Raw genomic sequence first — 6,718 nt, forward strand, 5'->3', positions numbered from 1 at the left:
ATCTTCTGAATTGAGATTATCAAAATCATTCTATATTCTATCCTGTAAATCCTTTAATCCTGGACATCCTGATTCAGACAATCATAAAAAATATCCTATGTAGCCCACATTCCGCACCCTGGGGTGTCACATTGAAATCATTTATTCTTTGCTTCTTCCTTGTGTTGACACCGTTAAAACCTGTGGAGGAGAAGCATCCGGTGGGTAAAGAAAATCTACTTCCACCAAAGACGAATCACCTGCTTGCATATTTAATGAAACCAAAGGTTCTCCTGTTTGTCCTCTGGTTTGGACTAAATGCACAAACTCAGTTTTTCGCTGACCTTGTTCATCTTGATAACGTACCCGCACTGTTCCCCGGAAGAAAACTTGACGCGCTGGTGTAGTGAAAAAGCGTAGTCCTGCTTTAGTTAATTGATCTTCTTTGAGTGGAGTTTGCAGAGATATACTTACTTGTTGTTGAGTTTGGGTACTGTTGTATAGAGGCAACTTGAGACTATATTGAATTCCATAGTTACCATGAGCGCGATAGGCTGTATCAGGATAACGAACTAACATAGGTGCGCTTTGAATTTGACCAGTACCAAAAGTACCACCATGCAGTGTACTTAAAGCATAGGAAAAAGCCTGACCTGGTTGGGGAATTGTTAAATATTTAGCTGTAGAATTATCTACTAAGAGCGATCGCCATTGAGAACCACTCGCTACACCTGCTACCCTACCATAAATCCTCGATTTACCAGTCTCTTCCAGGGGCGTTGGGGCTTTATCTCTGGGTGCAGATAACTCACCGTTATCAAGTAAATTTTGCCACTCTGCCAAATTTGGCGCACGTTCACTACCATCAGCATTTGTAGGTGCAAACATAGCTAAACTAGCTGCATAAACATTTCCATTACTCCACAAACGCATAAATGTAGATCTACCATTTATTGGTGGTGTTAATTCTGCCACAGGAATTGGTAAATTTAATAACATCTGACTTTGCCCTGGAGGAATGACAATTTGAGCCGGAAAAATTGGCTGTCGTTTTCCTCTCAACACATCAGACATAACCCGACTACCAGGACCTGCAAAAACTGTACCCGAATTATTGGGAATAAAAGAATCTAACTGAATAAAAGGTGCATCTGGTTGACTTAAATAACTTGCTCCTTGCAATATACTGACTTTCACCTCTTTAGAACCAGGGTTGTGCAACATTATTCCCAGGTAAAGGGAACGTAAATTTTCCGGTGGTTCTGCTTTAGCAACATGATGAGCAAAAATATCAAACCGTCCTCGAAACGGAAAATTTAAATGTGCCGTTGGTACTTTTTTCCCATTTACGGGAAAGGTAGAAAGTAAAATTCCTTCTTTTAACACCAATTCTGGGCTATTGCTATTAAATACTGGCACACTATCCAACTGTCCTGGCAAAGGGCGAACCTCTTGAGTTTGTACCACTTCTGCCGGTGGTGGCGTAGCTGGAGTTGCTTGCGCGATAGTCAAAGCGAATAATAGTGGCAACATAATATAGAGGAAAATTTTTCTAAAGAGACGCTGACAACCTTATATAAGTGCCAGTCTGTTCAGGATTAAAACAAAGTCAGCAATCATCCTGTGCAAATTTTCTTGATTTAAAATCGGCACATGAACAAAGATGCAAGGAATGGGAAGTGGAGATTGATTCAGGTAGTTCAACACTGAATAATAAAGTGATTCACAGACGAACTTACCACAGTCGTAACTAATCTCAACTTCTGTTCCCTCCACTAATTGTTCAACATTAACAGTTGTTTGCAAAGTTGTTTGCCAAAAACTTTCTGCACAATCTCTAGATGAGATATCCGTAGACTGTAAAGATAAGATACGAGCCAAGACTTCGATACTTAATTGTTGACGACTTGCTGCCATGCCACAACAGATAACATAATCAGGTTTGAGTTCATTGATTTTGGCAATGACGCGAGAACTGGCAAGCTCAACATCTACAGGTAGTTGGCGCAAAAAATTTAAATCATGAGAGATACAATCCATTTTACCGAGTTCGAGTAACAAATCATCAGAAGAATTTGACTTTTGTTCACTCAGCCAAGTGGCAAAAGAAGTTAATAGTATTTTTTTGGGCATAATAAATATTATTTAGAATTAGTATTTAGAATTAGAATATAAATACAATGCCTTCCCTAATAAATTTACAAGGAGCAGGTAAATGCCAGTGATTGCAGTCGTAGATTACGATATGGGGAATTTGCACTCAGTTTGCAAAGGTTTAGAAAAAGCTGGGGCAACTCCTAAAGTAACTCATTCTGCCAAGGAGTTAGAACAAGCAGATGCCATAGTTTTGCCAGGAGTGGGAGCATTTGATCCGGCAGTGCAACACCTGCGTTCTCGTGGTTTAGAACAACCTATTAAAGATGTGATTGCATCTGGCAAACCTTTCTTAGGTATTTGTCTAGGATTACAAATTTTGTTTGAATCCAGCGATGAAGGAACTCAACCCGGATTAGGAATTGTGCGCGGAAAAGTTCGTCGATTTCGCTCAGAAGCAGGTATTGCTATTCCTCACATGGGTTGGAATCAACTGCAACTTACCCAATCAAAGAGTATTTTGTGGGAACATTTGCCTTCCGAACCTTGGGTTTATTTTGTTCATTCCTACTATGTTGACCCAATTGAACCGCAAGTTAAAGCAGCAACGGTTACTCATGGTAGTCAAACTATCACAGCTGCGATCGCTCATGAAAACCTCATGGCAGTCCAATTCCACCCCGAAAAATCCTCTAATATAGGATTGCAAGTTTTATCTAATTTTGTGGCTCAAGTCCGCGAAAAAATTCCTGCTTAATAAAAATTTGCAATTTTATTAGTTGACTACATGACCAATAATTAATGAGTCTGAGAATTTACGGGAATCGACTGCTAAAAACTTTGCCAGGACAAGAAACCAGACCTACCAGTGCGCGAGTACGGGAGGCAGTTTTTAATATTTGGCAGGGAGAAATTGATGGTTGTCGCTGGCTAGATTTGTGCGCGGGTAGTGGTTCAATGGGCGCAGAAGCATTATGTAGAGGAGCCAGCTTAGTAGTAGGAATCGAACAGTCTAATCGAGCTTGTGCTATTATCCAACAAAATTGGCAGCAAGTAGCTCATAACGAGCAAAAATTTCAAATATTGCGAGGAAACATTCTCCAGCAGTTAAAAAAATTATCAGGTCAAAAATTTAACAGGATATATTTTGATCCACCCTATGCTAGTGATTTATATGAACCTGTATTAAGAGCGATCGCAGATTATCAACTTTTAGATCCTCACGGAGAAATAGCAGTAGAACATAAACCCAAAAATTTTACACCCCCAGAAATCCCTAATTGGGAAATCTGCCACCAAAAAATTTATGGAAACACCGCATTAACTTTTTACAGTACCGTGGCATTAGAGCAGATCAAGTAGTGAGGAGAGAAATATATTGATAAGATCAAATTTTCTCCTATTCCCCACCACTGAGGACTCAGTACTCAGCACTCAGCACTCAGGACTTAATCACCCTCCCAGCTCGTTAGGACGCTTATATTGCTTATAGGCAGCGTAAAATAGTCCGCTAAGGGTAACGAAAATCAGACCGAGTACAATACCTGATAGCAGGGGTTCAACCACTGTAAATCTCCTCTTTGCAATTATTCAACATTTCAGTTCCTGTTTTTGATTTTACCAAATCTGGCATCAATCCATTGCCATACAATATTTTTAGACTATAAATCTAGATAAAAATTTTTATTTGTGCTTGCAGACACAATCAAGAACTTTTAAGCTATGTGTAGGAAATGATAAAGTTTCTTGTACACCTAGAATGTAAAAGCAAACCTTTTGGATAACCAGCTTACCAAATCTGAAACGTTAATTCAATGGATCGCTTTATCGGCTTTGGCCATACTCATAGCAATCCCTTTGACCCTTCTTGGTGTTCACATAGTTCAAGGCTCTGATCCCTATATCAAGAGTGTTGTATCACTAACAGGAAATCCAGTACAGGGAAAGGCCATCTTTCAAATTAACTGTTCTGGGTGTCACGGTTTAGCAGCAGATGGACTAGTAGGACCAAGCTTACAAGCCGTATCCAAGCGTAAATCTCGATATGGATTGATTCACCAAGTGATTAGTGGCGACACACCTCCCATGCCAAAATTCCAGCCCAGCGTCCAAGAAATGGCAGACCTTTTGAGTTACTTGGAAAATCTTTGAATGTTGGTAAAAATTTACTATAACCAGAAAACTGCCCTATCACCACTGCTAGTAAAGCACGGCGTAAATAAAGCTCGTTTAATAAGCTTTGTAAGCTTTTTCACTAGATAGTTATTTTCGCCATACCTTACTAGTCCTAACGTCTGTAATTTTAAGTTGTAATTTTACATTTTGTCCGATTTTTTAATGCCAAAAAGAGCAGCTTAACGGGTGACAAGGGGGTGGAAGATGAGATGTGGCAATAATTTGAGCTCTGACACTGAATCGCTCTCAAGCCTCAAAAACGCCTCCTGCTCTTTCACATTACTGGGAATCGCTTAAATTTCGTACAGTTTAATGCAAACGTTGCTTTAAAAAGCGATACCCTACGGGTTCGTCAGTCACTCATGAGGAAACCCCTTAGTCCAAACTCAAGCTGGCAATGATTATGACATTAGCTCTCATGGTTTATAGCTTAGGGCAACGTCAACTCAGGCAATCCTTAAAATTTACGGCTCTTCGGTAGTTGTTATGCCAAACTATTAGATACACTCACTAAAGAGTATTAAAAAATGTATCAAAAAATGACTAAAAGTGTTGTAGGGGTTGACATAAAAGGAGCATTTATTATTGACTATAAATAGAATCCAAATTTTTTTTAGATAAAGTTAAAGTAATGACTGGTAAAAGAGATATTAAAATTCTAACAGAGATTCTGGATTTAAGCGGTGTAAAAGTAATATCACATCGCCTTCACACCGGAATTGGGATGATTTTACAAATTGAACAAGAAAAGTCCTTTAGCATCTGCCCTAAGTGTGGCATAACCAGCAATAAATTACATCAAAATCATAGACATATTATTAAAGACCTCCCTTTTGGAGAAAAAGAAATTTTTTTAGAAGTTAATCGGCGACAGTTTAAATGCAATACCCGTGAATGAAATTGTCAAACTGCTTGCGGGGGAAGGATTTTCAAGTCTTTTTCTATATCTCTGATTTCAGATTTATGGGAAGAGTTTTTGCGCTTGAATTTGGACATTTTAATTTTGACAACACGGGGATTAATACGTTTTCGTCGGGGGCGATCAATTTCAGACTGGGAAATTAATGATAATAAATATTGATGTTGAATTTCTCGTAATTTTAAGGATGAATGGCTGATGAGTTGTACTAAATCTATAACTAGTTGCAAAGATTCAAGAAAACTAAGGAGTAAAGGATTTTTATCATATTCGTTAGCAGATTGGTAAATTAAATCGCGGAGTAGATTATAAGCAATTAACATAGCATAAAGTTCTTGTTCGACTAATTCAGATGTTTTGCTCCGAAAAATAGTGGGCATTTGTCCTTTGAGCGTAGCACATTGATGTGTTTTTATTTCACAGAAACTAATTTCCACCTCCCATCTGCAATGATAGTGAATAATTAATTCTTTGGCAGAAATATTAGGGTCAATAATACTAGTAACTAAACGACGAGGGAGAAAACCAGGAATTTGATATTCAATAACTCGGACAATGATACTTTCGTGATTCCATTGTTTATGCGATTCTGTAGATTTTTCTAAATTGAGAATTTTGCCATTAATTTCTGATAAATAACTTCCATCTGGATATCTAGCCATGTATCCATCTGGCAAACGAGAATCAGAAATAACAGGTAGTTTAATATTAGAAGCTACCCTAAGTAAAAAGTCGCATTCTTTTGTACGAATACTAAAAATAGTGGCAAAGGAATATAAACCAGCATCTAATACAAATAATAAGTTTTTCTGGTTAAATTGTGCTAGTAATTTAGTCATTAAAGTCCTCTCACCAGTTCCTTTACCTTGGCTGGAACCATAGGTAAAATCTAGAATCAGGCGTGTTGATGCTGATATTAATGTGACTATTCTCAGCATGGGAAAAGCACTTTCTCCTCGACCACATTTAGACTTCCCAAATTTATCACGATTACTTTCAGTATCAGGTGTCGTACCTGTGGAACCATCAAATATTACTGTAGTCCATTTATGAAAGTCAGATTTTAATGTTGTAAAACTAGAAGTGAGTTTTTTGAAAATTAGTTGAAAAATTGTTAACCCTATACGAACTCTGGCATGACTCATGGCACCTTCAGAAATAAGTTGTTTTGGTAGACAACAGGATAACCACCTCAATCCTGATATCATCCAATCCATAATTCCTAAATAACTTAAATCACGACGGATAGTGGAGAGAATTACAAACTTTTAGGACAAACTTTGGTACTAGAATCGTTCCTTGACGACATTTACTTGATGAAACACTTGCCAAAGATTCTTTGATAATAGTTGATAAATGTGTTGCAATTGGTTGCAGATCATATTCTGTCGTAAACTGAGTAAGTAGCTGATGATGTTCTTTCTGAATTCCCATACAAAACTATCAAGAATGACTTGAAATGAACTTTTAGAAATCTTAAATATTCTTTCATGTTTTGCTGACGGGATGACAAAAATGGTTAAAATGCAGACAGAATAAGCCTCATAGCTC

General features: G+C 37.9%; 9 protein-coding genes. 4 read left to right on the top strand and 5 right to left on the bottom strand.

What is annotated here, in order from left to right:
* Window positions 1–141: 141 nt before the first annotated feature.
* Together VB713_RS11560 and VB713_RS11565 are read right to left on the bottom strand one after the other, a co-directional pair.
* On the bottom strand, window positions 142–1,512 hold the full coding sequence (locus VB713_RS11560) for a DUF3370 domain-containing protein (protein WP_323311701.1): 1,371 nt from the start codon (window positions 1,510–1,512) through the stop codon (window positions 142–144).
* A 39-nt stretch (window positions 1,513–1,551) separates the two neighbouring features.
* On the bottom strand, window positions 1,552–2,112 hold the full coding sequence (locus tag VB713_RS11565; RefSeq protein WP_323311702.1) for a peptidase C15: 561 nt from the start codon (window positions 2,110–2,112) through the stop codon (window positions 1,552–1,554).
* 82 nt (window positions 2,113–2,194) lie between these two features.
* Between VB713_RS11565 and hisH the strand changes: the two genes are divergently transcribed.
* Both hisH and rsmD read left to right on the top strand, forming a co-directional pair.
* Entirely contained in the window at window positions 2,195–2,830 is a 636-nt protein-coding gene (gene hisH / locus VB713_RS11570; RefSeq protein WP_323311703.1) for an imidazole glycerol phosphate synthase subunit HisH, read from the top strand.
* A 44-nt stretch (window positions 2,831–2,874) separates the two neighbouring features.
* Window positions 2,875–3,435, top strand: coding sequence for a 16S rRNA (guanine(966)-N(2))-methyltransferase RsmD (rsmD, locus tag VB713_RS11575; RefSeq protein ID WP_323311704.1), 561 nt, complete (start codon window positions 2,875–2,877; stop codon window positions 3,433–3,435).
* A 90-nt stretch (window positions 3,436–3,525) separates the two neighbouring features.
* Here the strand turns inward: rsmD and petG are convergent, their stop codons facing one another.
* Complete coding sequence (petG, locus tag VB713_RS11580; RefSeq protein ID WP_015217268.1) at window positions 3,526–3,639, bottom strand: cytochrome b6-f complex subunit V; 114 nt, start codon at window positions 3,637–3,639, stop codon at window positions 3,526–3,528.
* Window positions 3,640–3,849: 210 nt separating this feature from the next.
* Between petG and VB713_RS11585 the strand changes: the two genes are divergently transcribed.
* Entirely contained in the window at window positions 3,850–4,224 is a 375-nt protein-coding gene (locus tag VB713_RS11585; protein WP_323311705.1) for a cytochrome c, read from the top strand.
* A 655-nt stretch (window positions 4,225–4,879) separates the two neighbouring features.
* A complete protein-coding gene (locus VB713_RS11590) occupies window positions 4,880–5,146 on the top strand; it encodes a transposase family protein (RefSeq protein WP_323311706.1) in 267 nt (88 codons plus the stop codon).
* 5 nt (window positions 5,147–5,151) lie between these two features.
* Here the strand turns inward: VB713_RS11590 and VB713_RS11595 are convergent, their stop codons facing one another.
* Complete coding sequence (locus VB713_RS11595; RefSeq protein WP_323311707.1) at window positions 5,152–6,384, bottom strand: IS4 family transposase; 1,233 nt, start codon at window positions 6,382–6,384, stop codon at window positions 5,152–5,154.
* 69 nt (window positions 6,385–6,453) lie between these two features.
* Window positions 6,454–6,718: hypothetical protein (locus VB713_RS11600; RefSeq protein WP_323311708.1), on the bottom strand; the 265-nt coding region annotated here is incomplete at its 5' end.

The sequence above is a fragment of the Anabaena cylindrica UHCC 0172 genome (assembly GCF_034931625.1).
GTDB lineage: Bacteria > Cyanobacteriota > Cyanobacteriia > Cyanobacteriales > Nostocaceae > Anabaena > Anabaena cylindrica_A.